Source organism: Mycobacterium sp. NGS48 (assembly GCF_059812585.1).
This window is the reverse complement of sequence record NZ_JCALCY010000011.1, coordinates 42434-60545: the sequence shown is the minus strand read 5'-3', so window position 1 is coordinate 60545 and position 18112 is coordinate 42434. Positions and strand designations below refer to the sequence as shown.

Annotated in this window: 12 protein-coding genes; 7 read left to right on the top strand and 5 right to left on the bottom strand. The window is 65.7% G+C overall.

The features are described from left to right. Positions 1 to 210 precede the first annotated feature (210 nt). Together eccCa and eccB are read right to left on the bottom strand one after the other, a co-directional pair. Positions 211 to 4389, bottom strand: coding sequence for a type VII secretion protein EccCa (eccCa, locus tag AC5Y42_RS18020; RefSeq protein ID WP_499899956.1), 4179 nt, complete (start codon positions 4387 to 4389; stop codon positions 211 to 213). Continuing rightward, a complete protein-coding gene (eccB, locus tag AC5Y42_RS18015) occupies positions 4386 to 5909 on the bottom strand; it encodes a type VII secretion protein EccB (RefSeq protein WP_499899955.1) in 1524 nt (507 codons plus the stop codon). Before eccB ends, eccCa begins: the two co-directional genes overlap by 4 nt. A gap of 274 nt (positions 5910 to 6183) precedes the next feature. On the opposite strand from eccB, the gene malQ reads away from it, so the two are divergent. From malQ to AC5Y42_RS17990, 5 genes are all read left to right on the top strand, one after another. Then, on the top strand, positions 6184 to 8337 hold the full coding sequence (malQ, locus tag AC5Y42_RS18010) for a 4-alpha-glucanotransferase (protein ID WP_499899954.1): 2154 nt from the start codon (positions 6184 to 6186) through the stop codon (positions 8335 to 8337). Continuing rightward, positions 8334 to 8807 (top strand): nuclear transport factor 2 family protein, encoded by a 474-nt coding sequence (locus tag AC5Y42_RS18005; RefSeq protein ID WP_499899953.1) that lies wholly within the window; start codon positions 8334 to 8336, stop codon positions 8805 to 8807. Before malQ ends, AC5Y42_RS18005 begins: the two co-directional genes overlap by 4 nt. Before the next feature lie 89 nt (positions 8808 to 8896). Continuing rightward, complete coding sequence (locus AC5Y42_RS18000; RefSeq protein ID WP_499899952.1) at positions 8897 to 9796, top strand: metal-dependent hydrolase; 900 nt, start codon at positions 8897 to 8899, stop codon at positions 9794 to 9796. Between the two features lie 5 nt (positions 9797 to 9801). Next, the gene (locus tag AC5Y42_RS17995; RefSeq protein ID WP_499899996.1) at positions 9802 to 10902 is read left to right on the top strand and encodes a PDR/VanB family oxidoreductase; all 1101 of its coding nucleotides are present in this window, start codon (positions 9802 to 9804) and stop codon (positions 10900 to 10902) included. A gap of 499 nt (positions 10903 to 11401) precedes the next feature. Further along, positions 11402 to 13135, top strand: a complete 1734-nt coding sequence (locus tag AC5Y42_RS17990) for a molybdopterin-dependent oxidoreductase (protein ID WP_499899995.1) — start codon at positions 11402 to 11404, stop codon at positions 13133 to 13135. Between the two features lie 6 nt (positions 13136 to 13141). Here the strand turns inward: AC5Y42_RS17990 and AC5Y42_RS17985 are convergent, their stop codons facing one another. The 3 genes from AC5Y42_RS17985 to AC5Y42_RS17975 all read right to left on the bottom strand — a co-directional run bounded on the left by AC5Y42_RS17985 (position 13142) and on the right by AC5Y42_RS17975 (position 16999). Further along, the gene (locus tag AC5Y42_RS17985) at positions 13142 to 14434 is read right to left on the bottom strand and encodes an NAD(P)/FAD-dependent oxidoreductase (protein WP_499899951.1); all 1293 of its coding nucleotides are present in this window, start codon (positions 14432 to 14434) and stop codon (positions 13142 to 13144) included. A gap of 70 nt (positions 14435 to 14504) precedes the next feature. Next, positions 14505 to 15929 carry an RNA-guided endonuclease InsQ/TnpB family protein gene (locus AC5Y42_RS17980; protein WP_499899950.1) on the bottom strand — a complete coding sequence of 475 codons (1425 nt, stop codon included), beginning with the start codon at positions 15927 to 15929 and terminating at the stop codon, positions 14505 to 14507. 194 nt (positions 15930 to 16123) lie between these two features. Continuing rightward, a complete protein-coding gene (locus AC5Y42_RS17975; protein ID WP_499899949.1) occupies positions 16124 to 16999 on the bottom strand; it encodes a maleylpyruvate isomerase N-terminal domain-containing protein in 876 nt (291 codons plus the stop codon). Between the two features lie 107 nt (positions 17000 to 17106). Between AC5Y42_RS17975 and AC5Y42_RS17970 the strand changes: the two genes are divergently transcribed. After that, a complete protein-coding gene (locus tag AC5Y42_RS17970; protein WP_499899948.1) occupies positions 17107 to 17721 on the top strand; it encodes a TetR/AcrR family transcriptional regulator in 615 nt (204 codons plus the stop codon). An 83-nt stretch (positions 17722 to 17804) separates the two neighbouring features. After that, positions 17805 to 18098, top strand: coding sequence for a protein UsfY (gene usfY, locus AC5Y42_RS17965; protein WP_499899947.1), 294 nt, complete (start codon positions 17805 to 17807; stop codon positions 18096 to 18098). Positions 18099 to 18112: the final 14 nt, after the last annotated feature.

Here is an 18112-nt window from a genome sequence, read left to right as displayed (position 1 = left end):
GACTAGGCGGCTATGCCGAGCTTCGCCGTCTGGGACGTGAAATATTCATCACCCGACAGCTAATGTTCACTCCCGGCCGACAGCTGTTAATTCGCAGTTGGGTTACGCCCCCCGTAATCCGCCGGCTGGCGAGCGCGGGACGACGCTGGGACGAAGCTCAAAGCGTGAGGGCCCAGCCGCGACGGCACGACGGCGCCGGGCCGGGAGGTGCTACCGGTTCAGATCGGTGGCTGCGACTTGAACGAAGACACCGGTGTCCTCGGCCATCAGCAGGCCGCGACCACGCGGCAGCGGACCGCCCTTCATCTTGCCCCGGATGAAGCCCTCGTCGGGATCGGCGTCCATCACCAGCAACGGCGCATTGGCCTGGTGCAGCGCCCGCAGCATCGGGTCGCTGCCCGCCGACGACCAGCCGCCGAAGGTGCGGGTGACGATGACGTGCAAGCCGACGTCGGCTGCCCGGGTCACCCAGGGTGCGGCTTTGTGCAGCGGCGAATCGAACCCCGGCGGCAGCTGCTGCACGTCGTCGATGATCAAGAAGATCTCCGGCCCGCTCCACCACGACCGCGACAGCAGCTCCTCGGCCGACAGGCCCGGCGGCGGCTCGCGGCCCGCCAGGGTGGCCGCCAGCTGATCCATCATCGCCGCGACGCCGTCGAGGTTGTAGGCGAAATGCTCCACATAGTCGGGACCCAACGTGGTCAGCAGCTGGCGGCGCGGATCCACCAGCCACACCTGAGCGGAGGGCTCTGTCGTCGGCGGGGCGGTGCTGGCGCCGGGAGCGTAGATCCGGCCGATCTCGCACATGATGGTCGCCAATGTCGTGGTGCGCCCACACTCACGCCGACCGGTGACCATCAGATGAGCGTTCTCGGCGAAGTTGAGGTAGACCGGCTGCAAATCCAATTCCGATATCGCCCAGGCGATCCCGCCTGCGCCGACTCCGCCGCGGCGATCGGCTGCGGCCAACGCCTGCACCTGCTCCAGCCCGAACTTCGCTGGCAGCCTGCGCACCGGGCGGGCCCGGCCGCCAGCGACCTGGCTGACGGCCGCGGCCACGCTGTCGGACTCGAATACCGCGTCCGGTGTGGTCTCCAGCGCGGGTCTGGCCACCAGGGTGTGCAGACCCGACTGCGGATCGCTGTCGAGGCGCACGTAGTTGACCGCGAGCATGCCGCGGCCGGGCTTGACCGGAACATCCTTGGCGAATCGCGACCGCACCAGTTTGGCGTCCTCCACCGCGGCCAGTCGCAGCTCCACCCGGGACCCGAAGCCGCTGCGCACCGGTGGCCGCAGCTCCGATTCCCGGTCGGCGGTGACCACCACGTGCACCCCGAACGAAGGCCCCTGGTTGATGATCAGGTTCACCTGCTCGATGAGGACCTCGTTCTCCTCGGCCAGCGCCCGGTAGTTGTCGACCACAAGGTAAACATCGCCATAGCCATCATCAGGGACCTTGCCGGCCTCACCACCGAACTTGCGCCGCCTGAACATCTCCATCGACGCGATTTCGTATTCGAGGAAACTGCGTTTGCGTTCGCGCACCAACGCCAGCAACTCGGCGACTGTGCGGCGCACGCCATAGGGATCGGTGGGTCCGACGACCTCGCCCACGTGCGGGACGCGGGCCACTGTCGTCAACGCGGTGCTGCTGTAGGCCAGGCAGTAGAACTGCACCTGTTCGGGGGTGTGCGTCAGGGCGGCCGAGCAGATCAACGTCTGCAACGCGGTGGTCTTACCGGACCCGCCCGCGCCCAGGATCAGCACGTTGGAGCCGGCCCCGGACGTGTCCACCGTCCACGGCGGCTGGTCGTGCTTGTACGGGCGGTCGATGATGCCGATCGGGAAGACGAGGTTCCTGGCGGTGCCGTAGTCCAGCTGCCACGGCCGGCCCAGGAAGCGGTTCACCAGTTCGTCGATAGGCACCGGCTGGTCCAGCGGCGGTTGCCACAAGCGGTAGGGCTCGAAGGGAATCCGGCGCAGCTGATCGATGATCACCGTGCCGACTTTCGGTGTCCGAATCGCTTCCTCTTCTTCTTCCTCGTCCTCGACAACCTCGACGCCGTCGCTGTCGATGATCACCTCGCCGTTGGGGATCTCGGGCAGCATGTCGATGTCCGGGCCGCCGATACTGACCTCGATCGGCGTAAACGACGTGGAAAACAGTTGCGGGCGAATGAAATCGACGGAGTGCACCAGCGGCGCCTGCCCGTCCTCGTCGAGTGAGACGCCGCGGCGGTAGTCGCGCCACAGGAACTCGGCCTGGAAGCGGACGGTCTCCTCGAAGCTCTTGCGGAAATACCCCAGCCCCGCCTGAGCCGGCAGGTTCACCGCGTTGGGCACCCCCGCGGCCTGCGCCGCACCGGCGGTACGGGCTTTGAGCACCAAGCGGTAACCCATGTTCTCCATGAGCTTTTCGGCTCGGCTCTCGATGGTCTGGGACGCCATCATCAGATGGATCCAGTAGGCGCGGCCCTGCCGGCCGATCGAGTCGAGGACGTCGACAGCCGTGGGCATGATGCGGAACCATTCGTAGAACTCGTCGATCACCACCACCAGCATCGGCAGCGGCGGCATGTCCTGGCCGCGGGCGCGCATCCGGGAGCGCATCTCGTTGTATTCCTTGGCGTCGTCCACACCGGCGTTGTCGCAGAACGCCTTCCGGCGTGCGATTTCGCCCCACAGCGCATCCAGGAAGCGCTCCATCAGCGCTTGGTCTTCTTCGAGGTCGGTGATGATCCGCGACACGTGCGGTACCCCGGCGAACGGTTTGACTGCCGAGCCGCCTTTGAGGTCTGCCAGCACGAACTGCAGCTCATCAGGTGGATGCCCAAGCATCAGCGACTCCAGCACGGTGCGCACCAGCGTCGACTTACCTGAACCAGTCGTCCCCGACATCACACCGTGCGGACCGTCGCCACCCTCATCGAGCGATTTCATGTCCAGAAACAGCAACTCGCCGTTGTCGGAGCGGTTACCGAACGGCACACGCAGCCGCGACCGTCGCGCCGAGTCACCGCGCCCGTTCCACAGCGCTTGAAAGTCGATCGCGGCCGGATTCTCAACCCCGTAGTAGGACAGGATGTCTCGCGCACCGATATGCGCCACTCGCTGCCCGATTTCCTCGTAGGCCTCGGCGAGCCGCCACTGCGCCATGCGCTGCGCGAACTGTTCGGCCTCAGGCTCGGTCAGCTGATCGGCCAGCGCGAAGAACCACTTGTTGTCGTCGATCACCATCCAGGTGTCGCGATCGCGGGGCAGCGCCTCGATCACCCCGGCGTTGTCGAACTGCAGCATCCGCTCGGGAGCAGTTGTCCACAGCGCGGACCCCGTCAAATCGAAGAACGTCACCCCGTCAACGCCTTCGGTGCTGATCACGTATTCCCATTGCGGATCGTCGACGTCGACGATGATCACGCGATGCGGCGTGGGCGTCTCCGCCGAGGAACTGGCATGTCGAGGCGTGAACGACCCACGCCCGGCGAACAAGTCGGCTTGGTCGGCGGCGAAGTCACGCACCGACGAATAGACCATCCGTGCGCTACCCGCGGCATCGTGCCGGCGTGGATCCCCGAAGTGGGGCAGCCATTTGACCCAGTCCCACTGCGCCGCATCGGAAGTCACAGCGACCATCTGGACATGGTCCGGACCGTGTGAGAACGCCAGCTGGCAGATAATTGCCCGCATCAGGGCCAGTACCTGTTCGCGGTCTCCGACCAGCGCGTACCACGGCTCGACCAGCAGTGACACCATTTTGGGCAGGTTGTAGACGACGCTTTGATAGCGCCCGAATTCCTGGAGTGCCTTACCGGTGACCGGCTCCAGCTCGATATCGGTCGGCATGTTCTGTGGCTCGCCCCATGTCACCTCGGGCCGCGTCATGCCCACCCCGACTCTGGCCACGCCGAAGTTGAAGTCCTTGCCGTCAGGCTTGCGCTCCCACATCCGGCTCGATCCCACCGCGGCCGACAGTGTTGCCGGGTCCGGGTGGAACCACCGGTAGTTGGCGTCCATGGAATCGGCGGATTCCTGGGCAGTTTCGCGCAGCATGTCGAGCATCAACATGAACTGGGCACGCATCGCGTCCAACTTCGGGCGGCTCATCTGTTGCTGCCCGCCGCCGAAGCGACCGCCGAACATCATCATCGCGACTCCGCCGATCATGAAGATCGGGAAAATCGAGCCGGCGCCCAGGAACATCCGTGAGCCATTGGCGACGGTCATGCCGACCATGCCGACCAGCAGGCCGAGCACCAGAACTCCGACCACGATCAGCCACCAGGGCTTGCCTTCTGGCGGCGGCACGCTCAGTGGCGTCGGTAAGACGATGTTCTCCGGCTTGACCGCCGGCGCGCGTTGCGGCGTTGGCCGCGCAAAGCCACGTTTCACTTCGGTACCACCAACTCTGCAGGGTTCATATCGGTCGGGAGGGTGTCATGACGCACCAGCGCATCGGCCCGCGACAGCGTCGGACCGGACGCCAACAGCCGTAGCGCCACCCAGGGTGCTGGACTGGGCGACGACGTCAACCCCAGCGCGGAGCGGGCGTCGCGAGTGTTGTCGACGCCGAATCGGACACCGGATTTGGTGAGCCACCACAGTGATTCGGCGGTCGCAGATCCGGGATGGTTGCCGGTGACGACGATGAAGTTCGCGTAGTCGGGGCCGAAATAGACGTTGTCGGCTTCCAGTCCGGAGTTGTCGGCCTTCACCAGCGACACCACCCGGTTGGTGTCGGATGTCGCCACCGGAATCGTTGGCCCAGACACCACCTGGACGCGTGCGCGCTCCTCGCCGACGGTCTTTTCCCACCACCAGCAGGTGGCCGGATTCTCCCGAATGTCCACGACCTGCAGTGGGCCCTCGGGATACGCCGACAGATCCAGTCCCTTGACCACCGGCATTTTCGCCAGCGCTGCGGGCGCCACCGTCACAAGCTGAGCTCCCGGCGTGCTGCCGGCGTTTTGCAGGATCTGGGCGACCACCGCCGTTACCGTTTGCACACCGTCGGGCAGCACCACCGAATACTGTTGCGGGCCACTGATTTGCGGTGTGACGAACACCGTCCCCACCGGCCCTGGCGCGCCGGGGAACCGAGCCGGGCTACCCGCCTCGGGCACCGTCGGGACGGACAGTTCGGGTCCGACGGGCAATGCGTCATACAGGGCGCGGCTCATCGGCCGGGCTTGGGTGACTTCTTCGGGTGTAAGTCCCAGCGGCAGCAACACCGACCGGTTCGCAGCGTCGATCCGTGACCGTCGGCCCTGCCGGATCACCCAGGTGTCGTTTTCGTAGCGCAGCACCACCGCGTCGGGTCCGCTGAGCACCCGTCGGCGACCTGACAGGTCGGGGGCGCCGTCGATCACCGTCACCGTCACCGACGACGGCGCTCCCACGCCCGCCGTCGACGTCACCGAATCGCAGACCAGCCACGACGACGACGTCGGCGACGTCGGCGAGAACTCCGACGGTGCGCCGGGGATCCCGACCAGTGGGCCGTGCGGTTGCTCGGCGATCTGACTCCCCCGCACTTTGTGCGGGTTGTCGGCCCGGCCGGTGATCAGCCGCGCTGACGCCAGATTCAGCGCCGGATACAGCGTGTCGCCGACGCGGACGTACAGCGCCCCGGAATCGCGGTCGGCGATGATCGGTGACTCGTTCATCTGGCCGGACGGGTTGATGAACGACCACAGCAGCGCGCCCAGGCAAATCACCGCCCCCGCCGACACCGATGCCACCACCGCAAGCGTCTGTCGCCGGCCGGGTTCGATCTCCATCCGGACCCGCCAGCGGGTCAGCGCCATCGCCGTCCGGCGCGCCAGGAACTGGTAGCCGGTTACCTGAGTTCGTGTCGACAGCCCGAGGCCGTATCCGGAACCTCGCTGGCCGCCACCCTGGTCAGACGGCACGGTGGACCACGCCCCGAGTCGACGGAACGCCCAAATACTGCCGGTCGCCGCTATTCACACCGATAACCGTAGGGCAGCCCGACCGGCCTCGCCACGCGAAAAGCGGTGTCGTGACCTGCCCGGATAGTGGTGCGCACCACAGTCTCATCACTTGCCATCTGTCCTGCTGGAATCGTCAAGTCTTCACTGGCATCGTAGCGAGGCAGAGCAAAGTCGGCTCGTTAACAAGACGCCAGGTCGCAGGTGCGCCGGACCACCAAGCAAGATTGGCCGCATGACACAGATCCCGCCGTCGTTGGTTGAGCTCGCTCGGCGGTTGGGGATTGCGACCGAGTACGAGGATTGGACCGGCCGACGGGTGCCAGTTCCGGAGTCCACCGTGGTGGCGGTCCTGGCCGCCTGCGGCCTCGCCGCCGGCACCGACGCGGAGCGCGCGGCGGCGCTGGACGCCCAGGACCATGCGTATTGGTCCCGTCCGCTGCCGGCGACCATCGTCGAACGCGCCGGTGCCCCGACGTCGTTCTGGGTACATGTGCCCCATGGCCAACCGGCCGAGGTGTGGCTGCAGTTGGAAGACGGCACCATCCGGGACGGCCTTCGGCAGGTCGACAATTTCACCCCGCCGTATGAGCTCGACGGCGGCCTGGTCGGTGAGGCCAGCTTCGAGTTGCCGTCGGACCTGCCGCTGGGCTATCACCGAGTGCACCTGCGGTCTGGGTCCGACGAGGTCAGCACCGCGCTGATCGTCACCCCGGATTGGCTGGGCTTACCCGAGCGACTCGGCGCCCGCCGTGCCTGGGGGTTGGCCGCCCAGTTGTACAGCGTGCGCTCCCGACGGTCGTGGGGCATTGGCGACCTGACCGATCTCACTGACCTCGCGGTGTGGTCGGCTTCGATCCACGGCGCCGATTACCTGCTGGTCAATCCCCTGCATGCGGCCGCCCCGACGGCACCGATGGAGCCGTCGCCCTACCTGCCGACGTCGCGACGCTTCGTCAACCCCGTCTACCTTCGGGTCGAGGCCATCCCGGAATTCGCCTACCTGCGCAAGCGGGGCCGGGTCCGGCGATTGCACGACCATGTCCAAGCCCGTTGCTCCCGCGCTGATTCTATCGACCGTGACACCGCGTGGGCGGCCAAGCGGGCGGCGCTGCAATTGGTGTACCGGGTCCGGCGTTCGGCCGGCAGGGAACTGGCATACGCGGCGTTTTGCGCCCGGGAAGGGTCTGCTCTCGACGACTTCGCGGCCTGGTGCGCGCTGGCCGAGGAGTACGGCGCCGACTGGCATCGCTGGCCGAAATCCTTGCAGCATCCCGCCACGGATGGCGTGGCTGATTTCATCGCCCGCAATTCGGCGGCGGTGGATTTCCACCGCTGGCTGCAGTGGCAACTCGACGAGCAATTGGCCGCGGCCCAGTCGCAGGCGCTGGGGGCCGGGATGTCGCTGGGCATCATGGCGGACCTGGCCGTGGGCGTGCACCCCACTGGCGCCGACGCGTGGGCGCTGCAAGACGTGCTGGCGCTTGGTGTGACCGCAGGCGCACCGCCCGACGAGTTCAACCAGCTCGGCCAGGACTGGTCGCAGCCACCGTGGCGCCCGGATCGACTCGAGGAGTACGAGTACCGGCCGTTTCGGGCGCTGATCCGCAACGTGCTGCGACATGCCGGCGGCGTACGCATCGACCACATCATCGGCCTGTTCCGGCTGTGGTGGATTCCCGACGGTGCTCCGCCCACCGACGGCACCTACGTGCGCTACAACCACGAGGCGATGATCGGCATCGTGGCGTTGGAGGCGCACCGCGCCGGAGCGGTGGTGGTAGGTGAAGATCTGGGCACCGTGCAGCCGTGGGTGCGTGACTACCTGCGGGCCCGCGGCGTGCTGGGCACCTCGATTCTGTGGTTCGAACTCGACCGCGACGGTGATGGCGGTCCGCTGCCGGCGGAGCGGTGGCGGGAATATTGCCTGTCGTCGGTCACCACGCACGACTTGCCGCCAACCGCCGGGTATCTGGCCGGCGAGCATGTGCGGCTGCGGGATTCGTTGGGGCTGTTGACACGCCCGGTTGACGAGGAACTGGCCGCCGCCAAGACCGAACGCGCCGCCTGGATGGACGAACTGCGCCGGGCGGGGCTATTGGGCAAGCATGCCGACCTCGACGCGACGGTGCTGGCGCTCTACCAATATCTGGGCCGAACGCCGTCGCGGCTGCTGGGTCTCGCGCTGACCGATGCCGTCGGCGACCGGCGCACCCAGAATCAGCCCGGCACCACCGATGAATACCCCAACTGGCGCGTTCCACTGTCAGGCCCGGACGGTCATCCGATCCTGCTGGAGGACGTGTTCAGCGATAGCCGGGCAAACAGGTTGGCCGCAGCGTTGCATGACCACACTGGGACCGAGCACATCGGCCAGCCGCTGTCATGACACTTTCACCAACTGACCGGGCAGCCCTTGCCGACTTGGTGCACCGATACGCGGCCGGAGTCGATGATCGCCAATTCGATTCGGTGACAGCACTTTTCACAGACGACGCCGAGCTCGCGGTGCCCGACCCGCCCACCGAGATGACACCGGTCCGTCGGCACCGGGGCCAGGCTGCCATCGGCGCGGCGATCGCCGCGGTCACCGCCGCCGCACGCACCGAGCACGCCGTCGTCGGCGAGGTCTACCAGGAGGGGCCCGGAGTCGGCAGCGCGCGCGGTCGTATTGCCTGCATCGCGCATCACTGGATGCAGCGCGACGAGAAGATCACCGACCTGGTTTGGCATCTGCGTTATGACGACGAATATCAACGCACTGACGCCGGGTGGCAGATCCGCCGGCGGCAATTGACGATCAACGCGATCGAACACCGCTCCGTGCGCAGCGTGCGGCCCAGCGATCCGGCCATTTGATCGAACCGGCCAACCGGGCCGCATTTTCCGTAGACTTCCTCCCAATCCCCCGCGCCACGATGGGGTTAGCGCGAACGGGAGGAGTTCCCATGCTGCGACCGCGCCGGTTCGACCACGAATGCGACCCGGGCCCAGTGCAGATCCAGGCACGCAAAGTGCACTTCGACGTCACCGAGGTCCCGCTGCACTGGATCCCCGGGCATCCGGTGGCCTCGAATTTCGCCAGCCTGCTCAACGTCGTGCTGCCACCGGTCGAACGGTGGTTCGTCGCCGTGTTCAACGAGGCGCTGCCGCTGGTCAAAGACGCCAAGCTGGCCGACGATATGCGCGGATTCATCGGCCAGGAGGCCACCCACGCCGATGTCCACGAACACGTGCTGCATGACTTGATGCTGGCCCACGGTGTCGATCCCCAACCGCTGCTCGATCAGGTCGACTTCGTCTTCTCCCGCACCCTGGCGCCCTCCACGTCGTCGGATCCCAAACGCCGACTGAACCATCTGTGTGACCGGCTGTGGCTCATCGCCGCGATCGAGCACTACACCGCGGTACTCGGTGACTTCGCCCTCAACTGCAACTGGGACGATCACCACGCCGACGCCACGATCGTCGACCTGTTCCGCTGGCATGGCAGTGAGGAAGTCGAGCACCGCAACGTCGCCCACGACGTCGCGGTCTACTTCCACGACAGCTACCTCGATCGGATCCGTTCGATGGCGATGGCGGTGGCGATGGTCTTTGTCTTCTTTCAGCGCGGTACGTGGTATCTGACCAAGGTCGACCCGGAACTCGACATCGGCTGGTGGAAAATGCAGTGGCTTCGGGCGCGGGACTCCAATAAGGGATTGCTGCCCACCTATCGAAAGTTATTCGGCTCCAACACATTCACTTACTTCCGGCCCGGCTTTTCACCCGAGGAGATGGGTTCGACGGCGCAGGCCGTGGCCTATCTGGCGAGTTCGGCGGCCGCCCGCGCGGCGCACTTGTGAAGGCGGTGGTGCAGCGGATTCGGCAGACGCCGCCAAGCGCGTCGGGCCGGTCCCGCCATGATCTGTTGATCGGGCTCGCCGATGCGGCGATCTCCGGGTTGTGGGCACTGTCTGGATCGATCCGCCGTATCGCCGCACCAGCGGAACAGGACCAGCGCATCGCGCTGACCGTGGCGGACCGTCGGGTGGTCGCACATGACCACGACGTGGTCGCGTTGACCTTGGCGGCTGCCGACGGCGGACGCCTGCCGCAATGGCGCCCGGGCGCACACCTCGATATTCAGCTGCCCAGCGGACGGCAGCGCCAGTATTCGCTCTGCGGCGACCCCGAGCGTCGCGACGTCTATCGCATCGCGGTGCGACGCATCCCCGATGGCGGCGGCGGTTCGGTCGAGGTCCACGACACACTGCACGTCGGCGCCGCTGTCCACACGCATGGACCGCGTAACGCCTTCCCGCTGGCGGTGCCCGGCTATGGCTCGCCCACGCAGCGTGTCCGGTTCATCGCCGGCGGTATCGGCATCACCCCGATCCTGCCCATGCTCGGCTACGCCGAGCGCCTCGGCGTCGACTGGTCGATGGTCTATGCCGGCCGCAGCAGCGACAGCCTGCCGTTTCTCGACGAATTGGCGGTGTTCGGTGACCGGGTTGAGGTCCTTAACGACGATGTCCACGGCGTTCCGCCGGCGGCCCGGCTGCTCGGTGACTGCGCCGACGGGACAGCGGTGTATGCGTGCGGACCGGCACCGATGCTGAGCATGATCCGAGCCCGGCTGGCCGGTCGCGACAACGTGGAGTTGCACTTCGAGCGATTCGCCGCGCCGCCGGTGATCGACGGAGAGGAGTTCACCGCCCGCATCGCCTCGACGGGCGCCACGGTGTGCGTCGGCGCCGAGGAGACGCTGCTGGCGGCGTTGCGGCGGGCTGGGGTTGCAGCGCCGTATTCCTGCCAACAGGGCTTCTGCGGAACCTGCCGTACCCGCGTCCTCGAAGGGCGCGCCGAGCATCGCGACACCCTGCTCACCGATCCGGAACGCGCCGACGGCATGATGCTCGTGTGCATTTCGCGGGCGCCGAAGAGCGAACCGCTTCTGCTCGACTTGTAACGCTGCGCCCCTGTTTGTGACCAATCTCACTTCGTGACTTCAGTTACCCGATGGAACTCACGGGCCAAACCCGGCGTTCGCGCGCGCGGGTCGCAAAGCCGCAGCGCCTGAGGGGTTTTGGGACCCGAGGGAGTCTCTCCGGACTGATTGGCCGACGGCTAAGCCGAAGCCTGATACCGTTTGCCGCAGACGCGACTAAATTCTCGGATGACTGACCGCAGACGCGGAAACGATGTCTGCGCTTGCTGAGGCTTATCCCGGCTCGGTCGCGCACCGGCCCGGAGAACCCGCCGCGAGGTCCCGCTTTCAGTGGCCGGACCGCAGCCGCGAGCAGGCCCGTCATCACCGCGGTGAGCTGCGCACTTCGTGTATCTTCAGGCCCGTGACGACCACCGACAGGAACAAGCCTGACAGGGACGTCGATTCGGCCGGGACCGGCGGCGCCGCGACAGATACCACACACCAGGTCGGCTACCCCGCTGACGTGGTGGACGTCGAGATGGAACTGGAGCAGGGTTATCGCACCGAGGTGCATGAGGCCCACGACATCGTCGACGTGGAAACCTATGGGGGCGGATTCGACCTGACCAGGCGGGCCACCGCTCCGCGGTTGCGGGTGGGCCGCGACAAGTGGTTCAACCTGCTGTGGCTGATCCCAATCGGCTTCGCGGGGCTGATCGCGGCGGTCGCAATCGGCAAAGGCCTGCGCAACATCCCGGGCATCGAGGAGTTCATCACGCGCTATCCCGGCGCTGAAGAAGCGACCGGAAGCGCCGTCGGCATCCCTTGGTGGGCGAACTGGACCCACTTTTTCAACCTGTTCCTGATGATGTTCATCATCCGCTCGGGCATCCAGATTCTGTGTGACCACCCGCGGCTGTACTTCAGCCGCAACTCCACGCCCGGGAAGGACGAGTGGCTGCGGGTCGGCCCGCCGGTTCCCGACGACGAGTTGTGGACGGCCAACTCCGACACCGTCGCACTGCCCCCTCAGTTCGGGCTGCCCGGGTTCCGGCACTCCATCGGCCTGGCCCGCTGGTGGCACCTGGGCGTCGACGTCTTGTGGCTTCTCAACGGCGCGGTGTTCTACGTGCTGCTGTTCACCACCGGACACTGGAAGCACATCGTGCCGACCAGTTGGAGAGTCTTTCCCGACGCTGCCTCGGTGGCGATTCAGTACCTGTCGCTGGACTGGCCGAAGGACAACGGCTGGGTGGGCTACAACGGCATGCAGTTGATGGCCTACTTCACCACCGTCTTCATCGCCGCCCCGGCAGCGCTGATCACCGGCCTGGGCATGTCACCGGCGCTCTCGCAGCGAATCACCGTGATCAGCAAGCGATTGAACATCCAGGTCGCACGGTCACTGCATTTCCTGGTGCTGGTCTACTTCCTGTTCTTCATCCTGGTGCACGTCACGCTGGTCTTTGCCACCGACGCGTTGCGAAACCTCAACCACATGTTCGCCGCCCGCGACGACAACAGTTGGGCGGGTTTCGTGATCTTTGCCGCGGCGATGGTCGTGACAGCCGTCGCCTGGGTGTGGGCCACCCCGTTCACCATCCGGCACCCCCGCGTGGTCCAGCGGGTCGGCTACGCGCTGATCGGCCCCTTCCAGCGGGCGCTGGAGAACTTCAACCCCAAGCCGGGTGCCTTCACCGAGAAGGACATCTCCCCGCACCACTGGCGCAACGGCCGGTTGCCCGAGACCGTCGAATACAAAGAGCTGGAGAAGAACGACTTCGTCGACTGGCGGCTCAAGGTTTACGGTCTCGTCGAAAACCCGACCGAGTTCTCACTTGAGGACTTGCAAGCGCTGCCCTACCACGACCAGATCACCCAGCACTTCTGCATCCAGGCGTGGTCCGGTGTGGCCAAGTGGGGCGGCGTGACGATGGAGACGATCATGGACATCGTCAAACCGCTGCCCGAGGCGAAATGGGTGGTGTTCTATTCGATGGGCCTGGGCGCCACCGGCGGGATCTACTACAACGCGCACCCGCTCGACCAGATGCGCCACCACATGAGCATGCTGGCCTACAAGATGAACGACCAGCCACTGCCGTACATGCACGGCAAGCCGCTGCGGCTGCGTAACGAGTTGCAGCACGGGTTCAAACAGGTGAAGTGGATCAAGGGTATCGAGTTCGTCGCCCACTACTCCGAGATCGGTAGCGGCTACGGCGGATACAGCGAAGACCACAAGTACTTCGGGCGCCACCAGACGCTGTAAGCAGCATCAGCCACTCTTCGGCAGCGGAATGCCTTCGCTGGTGGAGAATTCGGCGTCGCGTTGCGTCGCCAGCCCCATCGACACCAGGGTGCGCGGGAACAGCGCATCGGTCAGATAAGCCAGCGACACCGCCCACCGATTGACGAACCGCGGTATGGCGTAGAGATGATAGCCGCGGGTGACGAACTTCGCCGGATACCCCGACAGCGGCACGTTCAGCGGATTGGCGACTGCCGCGCGGGGCCCGAGATCGACGACCAGGCCCATGTTTCGGTGCTTGTACTGCTTGGTCTTGCCGTGGCCGAGGCTCGCGGCGACATTGTTGGCCAACACTTTGCCCTGCCGTATTGCGTGCTGAGCGGTCGGCGGGGTGACTTTCCCCGGCTGGGTCACGTCGGGCACCGCAGCCGCGTCGCCGGCGGCGAACACGTCTGGATGATCGGGAACCTGAAAATCGGTCTGCACCTTCAGCCGGCCCTTTTCGGTTGGCAGCCCGAGCTTTTCGATCAGCGGCGCAGCGGTCACGCCGGTCACCCAGGCGACGGTGCGGGTGTTGACCCGCGAGCCGTCGGTGAGCACCACATGGTCAGGATGTACCTCGCGCAGTGTAAGGCCGAGGCGGACATCGACCCCACGTCGCCGCAGCACGCGCATCGCTTTGTCGCCCAGCCTTTTTCCGACTTCGGGCATCACCTGCTCGGCGAGGTCCACTAGCAAGAACTTCACGTCGCCCTTTTCGAACTCCATGTGTTTGGCGGCGGCGTCGGTGAGCGCGCGTAACTGCGCGGTGAGCTCGGTTCCGGAATAGGACGCCCCCACCACGACGATCGTGCGCCGCGCCTGTGCGCTGGCGGCGTCGGTGTCCAAACACGACAGCTCTAATTGCTCGAGAACGTGATCACGCAGGTAGAGTGCTTCGGCTACCGACTTCAAACCCCTTGCATAGTTGGCCAATCCGGGGATATCGAACAGTCGGGTCACCGATCCGGGCGTCAGCACCAGCCGATCCCAGGACAGGTTGCAGGAACGCTGTTCCAGGTCGGTGAACGTCAAGGTGTGCTCGTGCAGGTCGACGCTGTCGACACGTCCCCGCACCTTGCGCACGCCGTGCAGCGTTCCCGCCAGCGGGATCGTGACGAAGCGTCCATCGACCACCCCGCCCGCCACGTCCGGCAGCAACGGCGTGTAGAGCATGTAGTCGACCGGCGAGATGATCGTGACGTCGAAATTTCGTTTGCGAAGTCGACGTGCGCACTCGAAGCCGGTAAATCCGCTGCCTACGATCACGACCGACGTCACCGCTCCACTCTAAAGCGTGTCGAACAACTCTGCTGAGCGTTAGACACCGCCCTTCTCGGGCGTCGTCGGTTCAGGCCGCCGAGGCGGTATGAACGTTGGTTCCCGCGTCTTTCGGGCTGGTTTCACCAGCGCGCGTGGGGTGCTGGTCAGCGCCGTCCCGTCGGCGGACATTGGTGGCCCGGCCTCCTGCTTGGGGGTCCGGGGATCGGTAAGGGTCGTGATGGGTGTGGCCCCAGCGGGCCAGGTTGGTCGCCGCATTCCTGTCGCGGTCAGTGAAATGCCCGCAAGCACAGGTGAACACCCGATCCGCCAGTGTCATCTCACGGTTAATGACCCCGCACTGGGGGCACAGCCGGGTGGATGGATACCAGCGGTCGGCTTCAACGAGTTGACCGCCGCGCCAGGCCTGCTTGTAGGTGAGGAGTCGGGCGAACTCTGACCAGCCGGCATCGGAAATCGCGCGGGCCAGCCGGTGATTGGCCAACATCCCTTGCACGTTGAGGTTTTCGATGACGAGCCGGTCGTGGGTCTTGACCAACTCGTTGGACACCTGGTGCAGGAAATGCCGCCGCACATTGGCGACACGATGATGGTGCCTCCCCAGCCGGGCAGCGGCGTTCTTACGGTGCTGTGATCCTTTCTTCTTACGCGACAACGACTTCGTCAACCGTCTCTGGTGTGTCATCCCAGCGGCCAATGCTTTGGGGGCAGCATCGATGCGAGCGACTTCAGTGCCGGCGGCGGTGGCGGCCACCAAAAACGTCGACAACCCACGGTCCACACCCACCCAGGCGCCATCGTCGTCGGGGCGGTGCTGGTGGCTGGGGTGCAAGTCCGCGGCCTCGACGTTCAACGCGATCCACCACTGGCCGCCGTGCTGGCTGATCGTCGCAAAGCAGATCTTGGCCCGGTCCTTGGTGAGCATGCGCCGCAATCGGCGGGTGTCATCGTGCACCCCGATCAATCCAATGCCAGGCAGCGTGACCGAGCGGGGCCGGTTGTCGTCGCCGACCCGGATCCCGGCCCGCTTGCCCTTGGAGTGTTTGTTGCGCAGCCGAAACGACGGGATATCGCTAGCCTTCTTCTTAAACCGCGGGAATCCGACCCGTTTACCGGTGCGCTTACCCGATCGCGAATCCGACCACGATTTCAGTCCCTTACCCAGGTCTGCGGCGGCTTCCTCGAACACCTGCTGACACACCTCGCGTCGCCAGGCCAGGCCCGTGGTTACCACCTCGGTGGCGCCCTGGCTATCGACGGTAAAGATCCGTCCAGCGTCCTCAGTCTTCTTCCACCCGTTGAACACGTTGATCAAGTCAAACCTTGTCCACGGCACCTCGACACCGGGATTGGATTTGCGCTGGATGACCGCGGTTTTCACGATCCGCAGGCACTGGTTGAACGCGAACCGCGACGCCCCGGCGTGGCGGGCCAACACGTCGTGCTGCTCGACCGTCGGGTTCAGGCAAAATCGGAACGTCGTATGCCGACTCATCAACTATCAACTTCCCACACGGCACCGACAAATGAGCTGGCCAGCGGAGCGCCACTACGAGATAAGCCACCAAGCACACAAGAGTTTTCTCTACCTCAGCCAAATCGCCCTAGTAGTCCGATGACTCGACCTCAGGCAGTTGTGCGACGCACTGTAACGGCGGCCGGCGCCGCTGACCGCTCTGCGCGGCCCCGCTACGGGCTGGCCAGCAGTGTCCCGAATTTGGCTGCCAGCCATGGCTTACGTCCCCCGGCTCGGAGTCTGCCGCGGAGGATCTGCGGCCACTGCGGTACGCGCCCATAACCCAGGAGCAGGAACGTCACCGGGTCGGCGGTGATCACACAGTCCGCCCTTCCGCCAGCGCGCTGATCGGCTGACGTGACGACGGCGGTGCCATGGTCGACCGTCATCCGATACCGGCCACCACCGCGGATCCGCAGTTCGAAGGTGATGTGCAGATCCTCGGCGCGGGAGGCCCGCAGGTAGTTCGGCGCCAGCGCCAGTGCGGCAGATACCACGAGCAGCGCGTCGTCGCGGCTGATGGTCCACGGCCGGCGGGCGGCGCGAGCAATGTCCAACCCGTGGATCAACTGCTCCCCCAGCAGCAAGCAGGTCATCACCGCCGGTTCTAGGACCAGACTGTCGGCGGTGGCGATGGCGGTGTGCGCGGTGGGGTCGACCGCGGCGGCAGCGGCGAGGTAGTGCTCGGCGGTCTCCTCCAGCATGTTCGCCAGCCGACGCGGGTCGCGTTCGCACACATCGCTGAGGTGACGGTCATTGGCCGCCGTCCGCAGCCGGGCCGGCGATCCGTCCGGGATCTCCGGGGCGGTGCGGTCGCCGTTCAGATGCCGGGTAAGCGCCTCGGTGTACTCGCGCATGTCGGCAACCACATGCGCCGCTGTTTGCCCGATCGCCCAGGAAACGCCCGGCACTGGTGCGCCGGAATCGTCGACGCTTCGCCACAATGCAGCGCTGCGAGTGACCGCGCTGGCCAGCGCGGTTCTGGTGGTGGCATCGGCGCGCCGGAGTTGGTCGACGGGGCCGGCGGCCGCTGTGGGGACGGCGTGCATGGGCAATAACCTCCATCGTTGAAGCAGATTGCAGATAACACCACTATTTCACATAACGTTACTATGTCAATAGGCTGATGCGATCCGCCTGCACAGGGAGTGAAGCCATGGCCGAGTCGACGCCGCAGCCGTCGTCGCTGCGCGCCCAGCAGGTGGCGCAGACGCGCGACTCACTGGTGCACGCGGGCCGGGAGTTGTTCGGTCAGAACGGTTTTCGCGGCACATCGGTCGAAGATCTGGCCCGTGCCGCCCGGGTCACAACCGGCGCCCTGTATCACCACTTCCCTACCAAGACGGCTCTTTTCGAGGCGGTTTTCGAACAGGCCCACACCGAATTGATGGCGGCGTCCATGGCAGCCGCACAAGGCGCTACTGACGACATCGATGAGTTTGCCCGGGGCTTCGACGCGTTCCTGGACGCCGTTCTGGAGCCGCACCTGCAGCGCATCTTGATCCTGGACGGGCCCGCCGTGCTGGGCCTGGCCCGCTACACCGAACTCGACGAGCGGTATGCCTTTGCGGTCATCGTGGAAGCGCTTCGGGCTGCCGTCGAGTCGGGCACCCTCCACGTCGACGACCCTGAGACCGTCACCCGGTTGCTGCTGGGTGCGCTCACGCGCGGCGCGATGTTGATTGCGAATTCACCAGACCCGGTGCAGACCCGGCATACGGTAGCACGATCCATGCGTGCGCTGCTCAACGGCTTTCGGCCACCCGCCTGACCGCAGCACACGTTTTTCCGGGCCTTAGTTCGGGTAGCCGTCGGCATGCGGCGAAACGCAAGCCACACCAGAGGAGTGACCTAATGGGTGACACCGCCCGCGATCCCGTCGATCACCACCGGACCACCCGAGCTCATGCGGGTGAGACGATGAAAAATACCGCCAAAGCGCCAGGGATTCTCCTGCTGGCGGTCGGCGTGGTGGCATTCGTGGTCTGTCTGGCCGGATTTGCGCTCAGTCAGATCGGGGTCGGCGTGGCGAGTCTCGTTGTCGCTTTGCTTGCTGCCGGTGCCGGTCTGGCCTGGTTGGCCATGGAAGGCCGCCGAGTGCGTGATGTCGAAAGGGAATGGCTCACACAGCATCCCGAAGCGCGATAGCGCGTGTCAGCGCT

Excerpts from the sequence above, each read along its gene's own strand:
- malQ (WP_499899954.1), top strand. The coding sequence starts at position 6,184 with ATGACACAGATCCCGCCGTCGTTGGTTGAGCTCGCTCGGCGGTTGGGG.
- AC5Y42_RS18005 (WP_499899953.1), top strand. The coding sequence starts at position 8,334 with ATGACACTTTCACCAACTGACCGGGCAGCCCTTGCCGACTTGGTGCAC.
- AC5Y42_RS18000 (WP_499899952.1), top strand. The coding sequence starts at position 8,897 with ATGCTGCGACCGCGCCGGTTCGACCACGAATGCGACCCGGGCCCAGTG.
- AC5Y42_RS17990 (WP_499899995.1), top strand. The coding sequence starts at position 11,402 with ATGGAACTGGAGCAGGGTTATCGCACCGAGGTGCATGAGGCCCACGAC.
- AC5Y42_RS17980 (WP_499899950.1), bottom strand. The coding sequence starts at position 15,929 with ATGAGTCGGCATACGACGTTCCGATTTTGCCTGAACCCGACGGTCGAG.
- AC5Y42_RS17975 (WP_499899949.1), bottom strand. The coding sequence starts at position 16,999 with ATGCACGCCGTCCCCACAGCGGCCGCCGGCCCCGTCGACCAACTCCGG.
- AC5Y42_RS17970 (WP_499899948.1), top strand. The coding sequence starts at position 17,107 with ATGGCCGAGTCGACGCCGCAGCCGTCGTCGCTGCGCGCCCAGCAGGTG.
- usfY (WP_499899947.1), top strand. The coding sequence starts at position 17,805 with ATGGGTGACACCGCCCGCGATCCCGTCGATCACCACCGGACCACCCGA.